This window comes from Mesobacillus maritimus, assembly GCF_023715205.1.
GTDB classification, from domain to species: Bacteria; Bacillota; Bacilli; order Bacillales; family Cytobacillaceae; genus Mesobacillus_B; species Mesobacillus_B maritimus_C.
The window spans coordinates 1-213 of the sequence record NZ_JAMBNR010000155.1; the positions used below are offsets into that span (position 1 = coordinate 1).

At 47.9% G+C, this 213-nt stretch carries 1 rRNA gene; it reads left to right on the top strand.

The features are described from left to right. A 23S ribosomal RNA gene (locus M3182_RS26025) occupies positions 1-213 on the top strand; the annotation flags it as partial.

A 213-nucleotide genomic window follows, 5' to 3' on the forward strand; every position in this document is an offset into this window, starting at 1 on the left:
AAGGCTAAATACTCCCTAGTGACCGATAGTGAACCAGTACCGTGAGGGAAAGGTGAAAAGCACCCCGGAAGGGGAGTGAAAGAGATCCTGAAACCGTGTGCCTACAAGTAGTTAGAGCCCTGTGCATATTTTCCTTTGGAAAAATGCCGGGTGATAGCGTGCCTTTTGTAGAATGAACCGGCGAGTTACGATCATATGCGAGGTTAAGTTGGA